This window comes from Mesorhizobium sp. M4A.F.Ca.ET.050.02.1.1 (assembly GCF_003997725.1).
GTDB lineage: Bacteria > Pseudomonadota > Alphaproteobacteria > Rhizobiales > Rhizobiaceae > Mesorhizobium.
On sequence record NZ_RZSG01000925.1, the window covers coordinates 1 to 2,153 of the forward strand.

Annotated in this window: 4 protein-coding genes; 3 read left to right on the plus strand and 1 reads right to left on the minus strand. The window is 65.8% G+C overall.

The window, feature by feature from the left end:
• Positions 1-352, minus strand: a 352-nt coding sequence (locus EOA33_RS33215; protein WP_145989438.1) for an MFS transporter, incomplete at its 3' end; no start/stop codon positions are given.
• A gap of 194 nt (positions 353-546) precedes the next feature.
• Here EOA33_RS33215 and EOA33_RS33220 point away from each other — a divergent pair.
• The 3 genes from EOA33_RS33220 to EOA33_RS33230 form a co-directional block, all read left to right on the plus strand.
• Positions 547-903, plus strand: coding sequence for a helix-turn-helix transcriptional regulator (locus tag EOA33_RS33220; protein WP_127407545.1), 357 nt, complete (start codon positions 547-549; stop codon positions 901-903).
• Complete coding sequence (locus tag EOA33_RS33225) at positions 903-1,661, plus strand: metallophosphoesterase family protein (RefSeq protein ID WP_127407546.1); 759 nt, start codon at positions 903-905, stop codon at positions 1,659-1,661. The genes EOA33_RS33220 and EOA33_RS33225 overlap by 1 nt, the downstream gene beginning before the upstream one ends.
• 181 nt (positions 1,662-1,842) lie before the next feature.
• The coding region (locus tag EOA33_RS33230) for an SH3 domain-containing protein (protein ID WP_145989439.1) at positions 1,843-2,153 on the plus strand (311 nt) is incomplete at its 3' end.

The window sequence follows — 2,153 nt, forward strand, 5'->3', positions numbered from 1 at the left end:
CCGCCGCCGTGCCTTGCGCGGTCGCGGCGAACAGACCGGACGACAGCGCCATGATGATGCGGGCGATCAACAGCAATTCGAACGACGAGCTCAGAGCCGCCACCACATTGCCGAGCACGAAGAACACCAGCGTCCACAGGATGACGCTGCGCCGGTCCCACTCGCCGGTCAAGGTCGCCAGGACCGGCGCGCCGAACGCATAGGCGAGCGCGAAAGCGGTGATCAGCGAGCCGGCGAGCGGAACGGAGATGCCAGCATCGGCCGCGATGTCAGGCAGAAGGCTGGAGATGACGAAGCCTTCGGTCGAGATCGCGAACGAACCGAGCGCAAGCCAGAAGATCCGCTTGTCCATGGGAGTGTCCTTTTAGTTCAAAAGTTATTGAACAATTGGACATGGCGAGGCATGATGTCAATGAAGCCAGGGAAAAATAGCTGAACCCTGCTGACAGCCCTGTGTCAGGACTGGTCCGCGATGATCAGATCGTTTGCACCCGCCGCAGGAGGAGACGCGTTGAAGTTGGCTCTGTTTGTGCTTAATTCTCGGGCATGACACTGCCCCACCCAAATGCTGACCAGATCAGCCTGCCGATCGTGCTCGCCGTGCTCGGCGACCCGACCAGGCTTGCCATCGTGCGCTTTCTCGCCAGCAAGGAAGGCGTGCCGATGAACTGCAGCAAGTTCCTCGATCTCGGCTCCAAGACCAATCTCAGCTATCATCTGGCCAAACTGCGCGAGGCCGGCGTCACCCGCACCGAAGCTGTCGGCACCAACCGCATGATCAGGCTGCGCCGCGACGACCTCGACCGCCGCTTCCCCGGCCTGCTCGACAGCGTCATCGCCGCCGCCGGCGATGACAAGTCGCTGCACATGGTCGGCGCCGCCGAGATCGAGATCAGCGCCTGATGCGCATTGCGGTTCTCGCCGACGTCCATGGCAATGTGCTTGCCCTCGATGCGGTGCTCGACGATCTCGAGCGCCGCGGCGGGGCCGACATCGCCGTCAATCTCGGCGACTGTGTCTCCGGCCCGCTCTGGCCGCGCGAGACGATGGAACGGCTGCAGGCGCTCAACCTGCCGACCGTGCGCGGCAACCATGACCGCCGCGTGGCGCAGGACCCCGCCGACGAAACGATGTGGCCGTCCGACCGCTACGCCCAGGACCGGCTGACGGTGGCGCAGCGCGAGGCGCTGCTCGCCTTGCCGCTCACGCTGGAGATCGCGCCCGGGGTGGTCGCCTTCCACGCCCGCCCCGACCACGATGAAAAGTATCTCGCCGATGCCATCACCGACGGCCAGCTGGTGCGCGCGCCGCTGGCCGCGATCAGGCGGCGCCTGAAGTCGCTCGACCGCGCCTGCCGCATCGTGCTGTGCGGCCACAGCCATCGCGCAGAGCTGATTCGTATTCCCGGCGGCCCGGTCATCTTCAACCCCGGCAGCATTGGTTGCCCGGCCTATGATGATGACACGCCGCCGGCGCATGTCTCCGAGCAGGGCACCCCGCATGCGCGCTCCGGCATCGTCGACCTCGGCGAGCCCGGCCGCCCCGACCGCTTCGAGGCCATCGCCGTCGACTACGACCATGAGGCCGCGGCCAGGCAGGCCGAACAGGCGGGACGGCCGGAATGGGCGCACGCGCTCAGAACCGGATTCATGCAAGGCTGAGCTTGCTCATGCAAGGCTGAGCTAGCTCATGCCGGGCTGAGCTTGCTCATGCCGGCCTGAGCCAGCTCGGAATTTTTCAGGGGTGACATGGCGCTGCCTCGTCTTCTATAAAACCGCCTCGGCAGGCGGCGGCGCCATAGCGCCAGCCTGCCAGATGGAACCTATCGGCCATGGCCAGGTGATGAGGCGCACGAATACGCCAGGAACGATGCTGGTCGCGTTGGCCGCCGCCCTTTTGCTGGCGACGGCCCTGCCGGCGAGAGCCGAGGATCCGTCCACCACCATCGTCTCCATCGTCACTGGCCTCGCGCCGGACGATCTCCTCAACATCCGCGTCACCGCGTCGGCGACCGGCAGGGTGCAAGGACGCCTGCCCGGCGGCGCCAGTGTGAAGAATTTCGGTTGCAACGAGGTCAACGGCAATCCCTGGTGCAAGGTCGAGGAGGTCGACAACCCGCAAGTGAAGGGATGGGCGCCGGCGCGCGATCTGAC